General features: G+C 33.7%; 12 protein-coding genes and 6 pseudogenes. 11 read left to right on the top strand and 7 right to left on the bottom strand.

Translation table 11 applies throughout. The features are described 5' to 3' along the window. Positions 1–24 precede the first annotated feature (24 nt). Positions 25–261, top strand: a pseudogene (locus tag M3L71_RS05710) (IS6 family transposase); the annotation flags it as partial. A gap of 104 nt (positions 262–365) precedes the next feature. Here M3L71_RS05710 and M3L71_RS05715 read toward each other — a convergent pair. Both M3L71_RS05715 and M3L71_RS05720 read right to left on the bottom strand, forming a co-directional pair. After that, positions 366–749: pseudogene (locus M3L71_RS05715) on the bottom strand (transposase); the annotation flags it as partial. Continuing rightward, on the bottom strand, positions 728–1105 hold the full coding sequence (locus M3L71_RS05720; protein WP_280143223.1) for an IS630 transposase-related protein: 378 nt from the start codon (positions 1103–1105) through the stop codon (positions 728–730). The gene M3L71_RS05720 and the pseudogene M3L71_RS05715, both read right to left, overlap by 22 nt. A 50-nt stretch (positions 1106–1155) precedes the next feature. Here M3L71_RS05720 and M3L71_RS05725 point away from each other — a divergent pair. From M3L71_RS05725 to M3L71_RS05760, 8 genes and pseudogenes are all read left to right on the top strand, one after another. Next, positions 1156–1566, top strand: a pseudogene (locus M3L71_RS05725) (DDE-type integrase/transposase/recombinase); the annotation flags it as partial. A gap of 145 nt (positions 1567–1711) precedes the next feature. Further along, positions 1712–2311 (top strand): peroxiredoxin, encoded by a 600-nt coding sequence (locus M3L71_RS05730; protein WP_280144156.1) that lies wholly within the window; start codon positions 1712–1714, stop codon positions 2309–2311. Further along, positions 2298–3245: a thioredoxin-disulfide reductase gene (gene trxB, locus M3L71_RS05735; protein WP_280143347.1), complete on the top strand. Its 948-nt coding sequence runs from the start codon at positions 2298–2300 to the stop codon at positions 3243–3245. The genes M3L71_RS05730 and trxB overlap by 14 nt, the downstream gene beginning before the upstream one ends. A gap of 168 nt (positions 3246–3413) precedes the next feature. Continuing rightward, a pseudogene (locus M3L71_RS05740) lies at positions 3414–4275 on the top strand (IS630 family transposase). A 27-nt stretch (positions 4276–4302) separates the two neighbouring features. Then, positions 4303–5189, top strand: a pseudogene (locus tag M3L71_RS05745) (IS3 family transposase); the annotation flags it as partial. 110 nt (positions 5190–5299) lie between these two features. Then, a pseudogene (locus tag M3L71_RS05750) lies at positions 5300–5392 on the top strand (transposase); the annotation flags it as partial. Positions 5393–5443: 51 nt separating this feature from the next. Beyond that, entirely contained in the window at positions 5444–5821 is a 378-nt protein-coding gene (locus tag M3L71_RS05755) for an IS630 transposase-related protein (RefSeq protein ID WP_280143348.1), read from the top strand. Beyond that, complete coding sequence (locus M3L71_RS05760) at positions 5818–6330, top strand: IS630 family transposase (protein WP_280144157.1); 513 nt, start codon at positions 5818–5820, stop codon at positions 6328–6330. The genes M3L71_RS05755 and M3L71_RS05760 overlap by 4 nt, the downstream gene beginning before the upstream one ends. An 88-nt stretch (positions 6331–6418) precedes the next feature. Here the strand turns inward: M3L71_RS05760 and M3L71_RS05765 are convergent, their stop codons facing one another. Then, a complete protein-coding gene (locus M3L71_RS05765) occupies positions 6419–7492 on the bottom strand; it encodes an IS3 family transposase (RefSeq protein WP_280144158.1) in 1074 nt (357 codons plus the stop codon). A gap of 356 nt (positions 7493–7848) precedes the next feature. Here M3L71_RS05765 and proS point away from each other — a divergent pair, with 356 nt between their 5' ends. Both proS and M3L71_RS05775 read left to right on the top strand, forming a co-directional pair. After that, positions 7849–9108 carry a proline--tRNA ligase gene (gene proS / locus M3L71_RS05770; RefSeq protein ID WP_280143349.1) on the top strand — a complete coding sequence of 420 codons (1260 nt, stop codon included), beginning with the start codon at positions 7849–7851 and terminating at the stop codon, positions 9106–9108. After that, a complete protein-coding gene (locus M3L71_RS05775) occupies positions 9105–9479 on the top strand; it encodes a holo-[acyl-carrier-protein] synthase (protein ID WP_007302804.1) in 375 nt (124 codons plus the stop codon). The genes proS and M3L71_RS05775 overlap by 4 nt, the downstream gene beginning before the upstream one ends. Before the next feature lie 52 nt (positions 9480–9531). Here the strand turns inward: M3L71_RS05775 and M3L71_RS05780 are convergent, their stop codons facing one another. The 4 genes from M3L71_RS05780 to M3L71_RS05795 all read right to left on the bottom strand — a co-directional run bounded on the left by M3L71_RS05780 (position 9532) and on the right by M3L71_RS05795 (position 12098). Then, on the bottom strand, positions 9532–10266 hold the full coding sequence (locus M3L71_RS05780) for a hypothetical protein (protein ID WP_280143350.1): 735 nt from the start codon (positions 10264–10266) through the stop codon (positions 9532–9534). A gap of 58 nt (positions 10267–10324) precedes the next feature. After that, positions 10325–10714, bottom strand: a complete 390-nt coding sequence (locus tag M3L71_RS05785; protein WP_280143351.1) for a phage tail tube protein — start codon at positions 10712–10714, stop codon at positions 10325–10327. After that, positions 10689–11087, bottom strand: coding sequence for a DUF3168 domain-containing protein (locus tag M3L71_RS05790; RefSeq protein WP_280143352.1), 399 nt, complete (start codon positions 11085–11087; stop codon positions 10689–10691). Before M3L71_RS05790 ends, M3L71_RS05785 begins: the two co-directional genes overlap by 26 nt. Positions 11088–11750: 663 nt before the next feature. After that, positions 11751–12098 carry a head-tail connector protein gene (locus tag M3L71_RS05795; RefSeq protein WP_280143353.1) on the bottom strand — a complete coding sequence of 116 codons (348 nt, stop codon included), beginning with the start codon at positions 12096–12098 and terminating at the stop codon, positions 11751–11753. Between the last annotated feature and the right edge of the window lie 93 nt (positions 12099–12191).

Below are 12191 nucleotides of genomic sequence, written 5' to 3' on the forward strand. Positions count from 1 at the left end.
ATAATTGTCTAAAAAAAAGCAAAGATGTTTCGTATCAATCAAAAATTGTTGCCATATTTCAAAGGATTTAGCTTTTCAGAGGATGTTATCTGTATACATGAAATGTCGATTCTCTTTGAGCTATCGAGATTTGGAAGAAATGATGAGTATAAGGGGAGCAAAATGCTACGTTACAAAGGTGGGTTATCACCACTGATAGATGAGGCAGTAAGGAAAAGAAAGAAGCAGGTTGGTAGTATAGTATTTTCTAAAATGAATGGATAAATTTCCATTATGGTATTACCAACCAAAAGTTGTAAGTCTGTACATTTATACATTAGAGGTCTGAGGCGGCTTTTGATGGTATGCCAACAGTGTTCTATGGGATTCAAATCTGGTGAATATGTTGGAAGATACAGCACATGAAAGCCAAAAGACTCTATTAATGATTTTGTTTTAGTGGTCTTATGAAATGTAGCATTATCCATAACTATGGTTGTGCCAAGTGGCAATTTAGGTAATAACATCTTCTCCAACAATATATTGAATACCTCTTTTTCACACCCACCTTTGAAAGTCATTGGTGCAATAAATCTCATTCCAATCCACCCGGCTACTATACTGATTCTCTCTCGAGTTCTCCCTGGAACATCTGCATAAATTTTCTTTCCTCTTGGAGCACGTCCATATTCTCGGTATAACTTATTATCAACTCCTGCTTCATCTATATATAAGATGCTGGAATGTTCTATTTTTGAGATTTTATCAATAAATTGCTGCCTATCTTCTTGATTGCGCTCTTGATATAGTGTGACTTTTTTAAAGTAATTTTTAGCTGTTTTAGTCTATACCAAATTGAATTTATTCCAAATCCAAGATTTTGTTTCATCTCTGCCAGAGTATGATCTGGATTCTTTGTAACATATTCTTCGAGTATTTTTGGGTCTATTTTTCGAATAAAGCTACCGTTTTTAGATGGCTTTAAGCTTTCACCATCAGCTTTCTTTTTTAACCAGCGGTACAGAGTTGCTATTCCTATCTCCATGAGCTCTGCTATCTCAACCTTTGTCTTCCCTTTTTCTATCATCAATACTGCCTTTTCCCTTAAATCCACACTATATGCCATTATAACTCAAATACTTTGTTATACCTTTATCATTTGCTTTGGGAAATACTATAGTTGGAGAGACTTACATTAAATTAAAGGGTAAATGGGTTTATTTATATACTGTACTCTTGTGTGTTAGTAGAGACAAGTCTTCAGCACTTGCATTCTTTCGTAAAGCCTTCAGGAGTAACTGTCTTCCTGAGAAAATTGTAATTGATAAAAGCGGCAGTAATACTGCTGCTCTTGATGATTTGAATGAAGAAATTTCTGAAGATTACAGTTCTTCAAATAAAATATCTAAATAATATTGTTGATAGATTTATCAAAAAACTAATAAAGCCAATGCTTGGGTTTAAAAGCTTCCATTCCGCAAAGATTACCATCACAGGCATAGAAAATATTCGTATGATTCAAAAAAGACAAATTATTAAAATAATGTTTCTACTTTTGAGAATTTTGCTATGTTAATGGCTTCATAACTCCTATAATCCCACCTTTAATGATCTTCTTTCCTATGGTTTATAGTGCGACAGAACCGTTTTTATAGGATTGGGGCTAGAGAAAACTTGCATGTAAATGTATCAAGGTATAAAATTATAAATATTAAGAATGAATAGGTTAGTTATGAATCTTGTAACAAAATCCGCTATCGATTTTACTGCTTCGGCTGTTCTTGCTAGTGGAAAAATAGTTGATGATTTCTGTTTAAGTAAACATATAAAGGATAAGTATGCTGTCCTTTTTTTCTATCCACTTGATTTTACTTTTGTCTGTCCAACTGAGTTGATATCATTTAGCAACAAAATAGAAGATTTTTCAAAACGTAATGTTGAAGTGATGGGAATAAGTATAGATTCAAAATTTTCACACTATAAATGGCGAAACACTCCAGTTAATGATGGTGGTATTGGAGAGGTTAGCTACAATTTAGTGTCTGATATCAAAAAGTCTATATCAAGAGACTATGGGGTCTTATATGATGACTCAATTGCACTAAGAGCAACTTTTGTTATTGATGATAAGTTTGTTGTACGTCATCAATCGATAAATGATTTTCCTTTAGGGCGTAATATCGATGAGTTTATTAGAATTATTGATGCAATAAAACATAATGAAGAGCATGGTGAAGTATGTCCAGCAGGGTGGAAAAAAGGTAAGCCAGCAATGCAGGCAAGCGATGAAGGAGTGGCTGATTATCTAAACTCACACAGTGCAGAATTATAAATTGAGTACACAAGTTCTTATTATTGGATCTGGAGCAGCGGGTTATGCTGCTGCTATATATGCAGCACGTGCAAATTTAGAGCCAATTGTAGTAACAGGAATGCAACCTGGTGGTCAGCTTACAATTACTACGGATGTTGAAAACTATCCAGGTTTTATTTCTATACAAGGTCCAGAACTCATGGAACAAAAGAGGTTGCATGCAGAGAAGGTGGGGGCAAGGATAATAGATGACGAAATAAAAAGCGTTGAACAACTTGAGGATTCTAATGAGTATAGATTTAGATCTTGTGGTAATGCTAGTGACTACTATTCGAATGCAATTATAATCGCAGCTGGTGCGCAAGCGAAGTGGCTTGGCCTCGAGAGTGAAAAGAAATTTCAAGGTTACGGAGTTTCGGCATGCGCAACTTGTGATGGTGCATTTTTTCGGAATAAAGTTGTAGCTGTGGTTGGTGGTGGAAATACTGCTGTTGAAGAAGCAATATTTTTAACTCGATTTGCTAAGGAAGTTATACTGATACACAGGCGTGATAAGTTAAGAGCAGAGAAAGTAATGCAAGACAGGCTCTTTAAAAATGATAAGATAAAGGTAATATGGAATCATACCGTAGAGCAGATTCTTGGAGAAGAAAATCCTAAAAAAGTTACTGGCATTACAATTAAATCGACGAAAACCAATAAATTTCAGGAATTAAAAGTGGATGGAGTGTTCATTGCAATTGGGCATGCGCCAAATACAGGTATTTTTAAGGGCTTTGTTGAAATGGATCAGCAAGGTTATATAATTACGAAACCTGGAACAACTCTAACCAGTAGGATAGGGGTGTTTGCCGCTGGTGATGTTCAAGATAAGGTATATCGCCAGGCAGTAGTTGCAGCAGGTACAGGGTGCATGGCTGCACTTGATGCAGAAAAATTTTTGGAATTATAATTAGTTCTAAAATTTTTAACTAAATTACTTGCAATTTTCTTTGTTTTTTTTATAGTTATGTTAATAAATTATAGATTGAGGAGAATTTAGTATGCTTTCGAGAAGTATAGCTCTTTTCATAATGGTCCAAACGGTTTAAAATAAGAGTTTATAGTAGTGAAGGTAAGTATGCCAGCAGCATATAGTTATGATTTAAGAAAAAAAGCAATGGAGGTACTAGACGAAGGGGAAAGCAGAGAAACGGTAGCAGAAAGATTTAAAATTGGAAGAACTACATTATGGGAGTGGCAGCAAAGAAAAAAAAGAAACAGGAGATTTTCAGTCGAAAAAACTTGGAAATGGAGGTTATAATCATAAAATTACCGACTGGAATAAATTTACTGAATTTGCCAAAAAAACATGGTGGAAAAACTCTATCGGAAATGGCTAAGCTTTGGAGTAATGTTAGTATCCCAACGATTCATCTAGCTCTTAAAAAAATTGGACTCACACGCAAAAAAAGACATATGGATACAAAGAAAGGAATGAAGAAAAACGTGCTGAATTTTTGAAAATTATAGCAACGAAAGAACCTCAAAACTTAGTATATATAGATGAATCTGGTATTGATAATACCGAAGACTATCCCTATGGATATTCTCAGAAAGGACAGCGATTTTATGCCCTAAAATCTGGAAAGAAAACTCAACGAATTAGCATGATTGCAGCTCTAAATAGTAGAAAAATAGTTGTTCCGTTAACATTTGAGGGCCATTGTAATATGGATATCTTTAATAAATGGTTTGAGCAGTTTTTGACACCTATTTTGGAACCTGGACAAACTGTTATCCTTGATAATGCTACTTTTCATAAGTCTAATAAGATTACTGAACTTGCTAAAGAAGTTGGTGCTGAAATTTTGTATCTTCCTACGTATTCCCCAGATTTCAATAAAATTGAGCATCATTGGTTTGCTATAAAAAATAGAGCTAGGAAAAACATCCCTCTATTCACATCTTTTCGTCATGCTGTTGATTCTGCTTTTCTATGAACTTTCCGGACTATTATGAAAAGAGCTATAATAGGAGAATTGACAGTGGAAAATAGCTATTTGAAAAAAAAATTACTGAAATAAGCAAAAAAGATAGAGTAAGGTTTATAGAAAAAGATTCTGATCTGTCAATTAGGAAACATGCTGATTTATTGGGGATTTGCAGATCTAGCCTATATTATAGGCCTATAATTAATAACGAAAGTGAAGTAGCAAATTTGATTCAAGAAGTATATTTGGCTTCTGATTGCCGTTATGGATATCGTAAAATTACTGCTGAAATCATAGCGAGTGGGGTAGTAGTCAATCGCAAAAAAATCTTAAGAATTATGAAAAAAATGAAGATTAGTGGGCTGTATTGTAGAAAAAGATGTAATACAAGTATTAAAGAAAAAAAGCATAAAATATATCCTTATCTACTCAAAGATTTGATTATTTGTAGAGTTAATCAGGTATGGGCTACTGATATAACATATATTATGGTAGAAGGTAAGTTTGTCTATTTTGTGGCAATAATGGACTTGTATAGTCGCTATATTATTGCTCATTCATTATCACCATATCTCGATGCTGGATTTTGCCTTTATACTCTCAAAGAAGCTCTAAAACAAGGTAAACATGAGATTTTTAATAGTGATCAAGGGGTACAGTTTACTTGCTACAACTTTATTACGGAATTAGAGCATGCTAATATTAAAATCAGTATGGACCATAAAGGACGTTGCTTCGACAATATATTTGTTGAGCGCTTATGGAGAACTTTAAAGCAAGAAGCTATATATTATTATAGACCAAATAGTATCAGAGATTTGAATCTTATAATAAATGACTTTGTTGGTTGGTATAACTATAGAAGGCTACATCAGACTCTAAATTATAAAGTTCCTGCTGATCTTTATTATCATAAACAGTAAATGAATATATTGATAAATACTTTAAATGTGTGTCGACGTATTTATCAACATATTCATTTTAAAAATCGGATCACTTTAAAAAAATGGTCTAGACAAATGGGTGCACTATAAAAGGCTATATCAAGAAGGAGCTCTTTGAGGAACTCTTCGATAGAGGTTTAAAGCTTGTCACTAAAGTGAAAAAAGGCATGAAAAACGCACTATAGTATTTCCCAAAGCAAATGATAAAGGTATAACAAAGTATTTGAGTTATAATGGCATATAGTGTGGATTTAAGGGAAAAGGCAGTATTGATGATAGAAAAAGGGAAGACAAAGGTTGAGATAGCAGAGCTCATGGAGATAGGAATAGCAACTCTGTACCGCTGGTTAAAAAAGAAAGCTGCTGGTGAAAGCTTAAAGCCATCTAAAAACGGTAGCTTTATTCGAAAAATAGACCCAAAAATACTCGAAGAATATGTTACAAAGAATCCAGATCATACTCTGGCAGAGATGAAACAAAATCTTGGATTTGGAATAAATTCAATTTGGTATAGACTAAAACAGCTAAAAATTACTTTAAAAAAGTCACACTATATCAAGAGCGCAATCAAGAAGATAGGCAGCAATTTATTGATAAAATCTCAAAAATAGAACATTCCAGCATCTTATATATAGATGAAGCAGGAGTTGATAATAAGTTATACCGAGAATATGGACGTGCTCCAAGAGGAAAGAAAATTTATGCAGATATTCCAGGGAGAACTCGAGAGAGAATCAGTATAGTAGCCGGGTGGATTGGAATGAGATTTATTGCACCAATGACTTTCAAAGGTGGGTGTGAAAAAGAGGTATTCAATATATTGTTGGAGAAGATGTTATTACCTAAATTGCCACTTGGCACAACCATAGTTATGGATAATGCTACATTTCATAAGACCACTAAAACAAAATCATTAATAGAGTCTTTTGGCTTTCATGTGCTGTATCTTCCAACATATTCACCAGATTTGAATCCCATAGAACACTGTTGGCATACCATCAAAAGCCGCCTCAGACCTCTAATGTATAAATGTACAGACTTACAACTTTTGGTTGGTAATACCATAATGGAAATTTATCCATTCATTTTAGAAAATACTATAGTGCACCCATTTGTCTAGACCATTTTTTTAAAGTGATCCGATTTTTAAAATGAATATGTTGATAAATACGTCGACACACATTTAAAGTGTTTATCAATATATTCATTTACTGTTTATGATAATAAAGATCAGCAGGAACTTTATAATTTAGAGTCTGATGTAGCCTTCTATAGTTATACCAACCAACAAAGTCATTTATTATAAGATTCAAATCTCTGATACTATTTGGTCTATAATAATATATAGCTTCTTGCTTTAAAGTTCTCCATAAGCGCTCAACAAATATATTGTCGAAGCAACGTCCTTTATGGTCCATACTGATTTTAATATTAGCATGCTCTAATTCCGTAATAAAGTTGTAGCAAGTAAACTGTACCCCTTGATCACTATTAAAAATCTCATGTTTACCTTGTTTTAGAGCTTCTTTGAGAGTATAAAGGCAAAATCCAGCATCGAGATATGGTGATAATGAATGAGCAATAATATAGCGACTATACAAGTCCATTATTGCCACAAAATAGACAAACTTACCTTCTACCATAATATATGTTATATCAGTAGCCCATACCTGATTAACTCTACAAATAATCAAATCTTTGAGTAGATAAGGATATATTTTATGCTTTTTTTCTTTAATACTTGTATTACATCTTTTTCTACAATACAGCCCACTAATCTTCATTTTTTTCATAATTCTTAAGATTTTTTTGCGATTGACTACTACCCCACTCGCTATGATTTCAGCAGTAATTTTACGATATCCATAACGGCAATCAGAAGCCAAATATACTTCTTGAATCAAATTTGCTACTTCACTTTCGTTATTAATTATAGGCCTATAATATAGGCTAGATCTGCAAATCCCCAATAAATCAGCATGTTTCCTAATTGACAGATCAGAATCTTTTTCTATAAACCTTACTCTATCTTTTTTGCTTATTTCAGTAATTTTTTTCAAATAGCTATTTTCCACTGTCAATTCTCCTATTACTTTATGTAAACTTTCTATTTCTTGCGCTAAGATTCTTTGTTTTCTCGCACTTTCACTTTCTTCAACAAATAGGTCTTTTAACCTTGCCAATACTCTATCACGCCAATCATATAGATTTGTTGATGGTATTTTATATTCACTACATATCTCAGCTGTGCTTTTTTGATTTTTTATTGCTTCCAAAGCTATCTTTGCTTTTAACTCTGGTTCATATTTTTTTTTGTTGCCATTCTTTTACCCCTTTACCTTCCTACTCGGATCAACCATTTTTTTGTCTAGTTTATGGGGTGAATTATACCACGTTCTACACTAAAGGCAGAGAAGCCACCGATATCGCCTAAGCCTGTTAATTCAAAAACGAAATATGAAGCTTCTCCTGCAGCACAAGCAAATAATGTTGACTCAGTGAATAGTGAGGTGCAAAAACCATTTCAAGTTCAAAGTGTCGTAGATCGAGGTAAGAGAAAGTAGTACACTCTTCTTAAAATAAGTTTACCTACAGGCCTGATTGTATTAAGATTACTTAGTACAATCAGATTTATCAAATGCGTTTATCTCAATATTACCTGCCAACTTTAAAAGAAACCCCGGCTGGTGCTGAAATTATTTCTCATCAATATTTGTTACGTGCGGGCTTAATCAAGCAGACAGCATCTGGAATTTATTCTTGGCTGCCGCTTGGTCTTTTGGTACTTAAAAATATTGAAAATATTATCAGAGATGAAATTGGTGCGATTGAAGTGTTGATGCCTTGTGTGCAGCCAGCAAGTCTTTGGCGAGAGTCAGGACGTTACGATGATTACGGCAAAGAAATGCTACGTATTAAAGATAGGCATGAAAGCGATATGCTTTTTGGTCCAACACATGAGGAGGTGGTAACTGATTTGATTAGAAATACGGTAAAAAGTTACAAAGATTTACCACTTTGTTTATATCAAATTCAGTGGAAGTTTCGTGACGAAGTAAGACCTCGTTATGGCGTTATGAGAGGCAGAGAATTTCTGATGAAGGATGCATACAGTTTTGATGTAGATTACGAAGGTGCACTGAATTCATATAATTTGATGTATAAAACTTACATAAAAATCTTCAAACGCATCGAACTCACTCCAATTGGAGTGAGGGCAGATACAGGACCAATTGGAGGAAATTTAAGTCATGAATTTCATATATTGGCAAACACCGGTGAGAGCACTCTATATTATGACAATAAATTTTCTGAACTACTAGAGAGTGAAGATATTGAAAGTCTGAAGAGCATATATGCAGTTGCAGACGATATGCATGATCCTGAAAGTTGTCCTATACCGCAAGAACAGTTAAATGTTAGCAAGGGTATTGAAATAGGGCATATTTTTTATTTTGGTGATAAATATTCGAAACCTATGAAGGCAAGTGTTACTTCTCAAGATGGAAAAAATGTTAACATGCATATGGGTTCGTATGGTATTGGAGTTTCAAGGCTTGTTGGCGCAATAATAGAAGCTTTCCATGATGATAAAGGAATTATCTGGCCAGAGGCAGTAGCTCCTTTTAAAGTTGGTTTGATCAATTTACAAACGAAAGTAACGGAGGCTGCAGATAAAATATACAAAGCTTTGAAAAGCGATAAAGTGCTTTATGATGATACGGACGAAAGTGTAGGAGTGAAATTTGCCAGAATGGATCTGATAGGCTTGCCGTGGCAAATAATTGTTGGAAAAAAAGTAGTAAGTGAAAATACAGTTGAAGTAAAAAATAGAGCAACTGGAGAGGTAGAGGAAATACAAGTTGAAGAAGCAATAAATCGTTTTAGCGCAAAATGATATACGGTATTGGCACTGACATAGTATATATACCCAGAATATTGAGGATATCACAAAAATACGGGGAAAAATTTCTCAATAAAGTCTATACTAAGAAGGAGATAGAGATAAGCAAAAAATATAATAGCCAAGAAGTAAGGGCAAAATATTTTGCTAAACGCTTTGCTGCAAAGGAAGCTTTTGTTAAAGCGCTAGGCACTGGATTCAGCCAAGGAATTATAATGAAAGATATAGAAATATACAGTAATATCAGGGGAAAACCACATCTTGCTATCACAAAGGATTTCATCTCGAAAGACTACAAGATACACCTTTCTCTAAGTGATGATCAAGATTATGCTACTGCGTTTGTTGTAATTTGCGTTGAGTAGATATTGTTTAGTACATACGATTTCAAAAATTTTTTTGAAATTATACTTTGACCTACACAGATCGACCTTTCTGTGAATCCTGGTTTCTGCTTTCTTCAACTTGTTTTGCAAAAGACGTCTCTTGTGTATTCATATGTTGAAGTGGTTTAGCAATTTCGCGCACAACAGCAGCAACTGCAGTTAAAAACGCCTTGAATAATCCACCTAAAACTCCACCAACTGCTTCTCTATCGTACATAAGAGCTTGCTTTTCATTGTCATCAGCAGTTTCCCCTGCCCTCCTTCTTGGATCCATTCTATGAGCAATAACTGAAAACAAGACCCCCCTAATTGAAGACTTCACTCGTGCTTTTGCCTTCTGAATATCCCCATCACTTGCTACTTCATGTTTTTCCCTACTATTCATTAGCTCCTTTTGTTGTTGAGCACTTAAGATCTCTTCCATCAATTGTTTTTTTCTCTTTTCCAGAACTCTTTTCTTGGATTCTGATTTATCGCGAGTGTGCTTTGTGGTTTCAAGTTCTACATCAATATCCTCAGATGCTGCTTGGCTATATAAGGTTTCTATGAGCCTATCTATACTTCGCTTTACTTGCATAGTCCTTTCGTAACTATCTAAATTATCAACTCCTTCATCAATTTGACTTAAAATATCCTCGAAAGGTTTTAAATACTCTTTGCACTGCTCTTCCAGATGATTTTCATTCTTCAAATTCCTTTCTCTTCTGTCATCGCTATTCTCTTCAATATTATCATCGTCTTCTTCGAAAAGATCCTCATCGTTCATAATTTTTTTTAATTTATTCCCACTTATTATTATTGTATATGAAAAAATTAAATTAACACTAATGAAAAGTGTTCACAACTTCAGCACTGGCTAAAACTACATTGAAGCTGTCAAAAGTGGCAGGATCATAATATCTCTCATACAATTCAACCGAACACCTGAGTTTTATCTTCTCCTTAGAATTAAAACTAATCTCATAATCATTATTAGAGTTTAACATTGCAGAATTACGCAATAATTCATCAGCCAATACTGAATTTAAAATGCCATTAATTTTTATTGTAATCTTTCTACTTCCAGCACAATCAAGCACTTTTCTCCAGCCAAAAGAGGAAATATCTTTCATCTCCTCTTTGTTATTACGCAAAGTAAACCTTAAGTTTCGTATATTATTCAGCACAACAAAATTATTGTCATGACCTTTAATTTTCAGCTGTAATTTGCTCATCGCTACCTCCTTGTATTAAAATATCAAAATTAATTGTTGAATGTAAAACTTCATCATGCTGATTCATAGCACAATTACTTTCAAAAATGGTCTCACTACTAATGCTCTTTACCACCAAGCTAACATGCTTTATAGCAGCAAGCATGCTGCTTATATGATAAGTATATATGTCGCATGAAAATCTTACTTTTGTAGCAAAATTAGATAGCATATGCAGGTTAACATAATTTACTATGCACATCAGATAAGGAATAGTAACCTGCTTAGGCGGGTAATCATAGATGTTAGTAACATATTTCTTTAAATCAGAGTTTGCTTTTAATGCTGCATAAATACTATTATACAACTCATTTATAATTTGAATTTTTTCCATCTCACAGATACGGCTAAGAACATTGCAATTTGTAGATAATTTACGTAATAAATGGTCAGTGCTTACTGTACGAACATTGTGATCAATTTCCACTAAGAAGGTGTTATTCCAATAGTTCTTTTGGTGTCATCCCAGTACTGGGATCCAGCTTTACCTAACTATTTTTCTTGTTGGTCATTTTATTGAAAATGTTTGCTCATTTAGAATCAATTTTCCTGGATACCAGTACTGGTATGACACCTTCCTTTATGGAATTAAGTTACAATGTTTTTACAGTAAGCGCTGGAATGGCACCTTCCCTTATGGAATTAAGTTACAATTTTTGTACAGTAAGCACTGGAATCCAGTTTTCTTAACCAAAAACACTTCATTCTATAATGCAAAACCCATACTCACAAAACCCAATTCATTACTCGCAATCTTGATCCAAGTACTGGTATGACACCATCTGTTGTATCTGCTATTGAATGACAAACAGGAACTACAAAACAACCTTTGGTTCGCGAAATGGAGAATACACCTTCTTTACCTCAGATAAATGGCTACTTACTTCTGATTCACGATTTTTATAGAGAGCAGAAACATGCTGCATAATACCTAGCTTTATTTGCTCAGGAACTCTGTCATAGCCAGCTTCGTATACAACATCAGCCCTTATTATGTTCAAATAATTGAAAATTCAATATAGCTTCCTATATCACTAAAATAATAACTAAGTTTTCTATTCTTATCAGTAGCCAATATTATTTTATTCACAGGACCATAGCTTAAATAGATTCTACGAGGTATATAACCTTCATATGAAACTTGCCACGTTTGCTTTACTAGAGACTTTTCCATATGCCACTGAGCATAATCAGTTGCCATAAAAATAAAACTTGAAATCAACTTATCATCTTGATCATTTTTAATTCGTAAAAAAGATTTAACCTCTCCTAAAGTTACTGGAAAAGATTTAGGCTTAGACTTACGTTGTATATTTATAATTGGATACTTTAGTCTTGTTGACATAACAACCCTCCTTTTCTATATATAGCTAAAATAAGTAAGACTTATCCATAAAAAATCTTACTTATTTTAGTTATCACTTAATATTAAATTGCA

The sequence above is a fragment of the Wolbachia endosymbiont of Frankliniella intonsa genome (assembly GCF_029856955.1).
Taxonomy (GTDB): Bacteria; Pseudomonadota; Alphaproteobacteria; order Rickettsiales; family Anaplasmataceae; genus Wolbachia.

What these genes read in the sequence shown, in the direction of transcription:
- M3L71_RS05720 (WP_280143223.1), bottom strand. Translation starts at nt 1,105, where the DNA reads ATGGCATATAGTGTGGATTTAAGGGAAAAGGCAGTATTGATGATAGAA.
- M3L71_RS05730 (WP_280144156.1), top strand. Translation starts at nt 1,712, where the DNA reads ATGAATCTTGTAACAAAATCCGCTATCGATTTTACTGCTTCGGCTGTT.
- M3L71_RS05755 (WP_280143348.1), top strand. Translation starts at nt 5,444, where the DNA reads ATGGCATATAGTGTGGATTTAAGGGAAAAGGCAGTATTGATGATAGAA.
- proS (WP_280143349.1), top strand. Translation starts at nt 7,849, where the DNA reads ATGCGTTTATCTCAATATTACCTGCCAACTTTAAAAGAAACCCCGGCT.
- M3L71_RS05775 (WP_007302804.1), top strand. Translation starts at nt 9,105, where the DNA reads ATGATATACGGTATTGGCACTGACATAGTATATATACCCAGAATATTG.
- M3L71_RS05780 (WP_280143350.1), bottom strand. Translation starts at nt 10,266, where the DNA reads ATGAACGATGAGGATCTTTTCGAAGAAGACGATGATAATATTGAAGAG.
- M3L71_RS05785 (WP_280143351.1), bottom strand. Translation starts at nt 10,714, where the DNA reads ATGAGCAAATTACAGCTGAAAATTAAAGGTCATGACAATAATTTTGTT.
- M3L71_RS05790 (WP_280143352.1), bottom strand. Translation starts at nt 11,087, where the DNA reads ATGGAAAAAATTCAAATTATAAATGAGTTGTATAATAGTATTTATGCA.
- M3L71_RS05795 (WP_280143353.1), bottom strand. Translation starts at nt 12,098, where the DNA reads ATGTCAACAAGACTAAAGTATCCAATTATAAATATACAACGTAAGTCT.